Source organism: Pseudoalteromonas sp. 20-MNA-CIBAN-0454 (assembly GCF_040308685.1).
Lineage (GTDB): Bacteria > Pseudomonadota > Gammaproteobacteria > Enterobacterales > Alteromonadaceae > Pseudoalteromonas > Pseudoalteromonas nigrifaciens.
On record NZ_JBEOOB010000105.1, the window covers coordinates 1 to 527 of the forward strand.

Here is a 527-nt window from a genome sequence, read left to right on the forward strand (position 1 = left end):
ATCACAGGCCCTTGCGGTAGCGGTAAAACCTATATCACTTGTGCGCTTGCGCATACAGGATGCATGAAAGGCTACAGCGTTAAATATTACCGACTCTCAAGGTTGATGCTTGCGCTGACACAAGCCAAAGCAGATGGCACTTACAGTCGAATGTTACAGTCACTCGCTAAGATCGACTTACTCGTTTTAGATGATTGGGGGCTTGAGCCACTTAAAGCGGCACAACGAAATGACTTAATGGAGATCATGGATGATAGGCACGGCAGTTCATCAACCGCCATCATCAGTCAATTACCCACCGAAGAATGGCATCAATCCATCGGCGATAATACCTTAGCCGATGCCATTTTAGATCGACTAATGCACAATGCTCATCGGATAAAATTAAAGGGGGAGTCTATGAGAAAAATTCAATCTAAAATTGACCATCGTGAACACTTAGGTTAAAAATGTCATGAACCCAATGCGTGGAATTTAAGTGTTCACGATAAAACCGGAATCGGTGTTCACCATCACCGGAATACGCA

General features: G+C 44.2%; 1 protein-coding gene. It reads left to right on the forward strand.

Features of this window, described 5'->3' with window-relative positions:
* Positions 1-447: ATP-binding protein (locus AAEZ22_RS18150; RefSeq protein WP_352298384.1), on the forward strand; the 447-nt coding region annotated here is incomplete at its 5' end.
* Positions 448-527 lie beyond the last annotated feature (80 nt).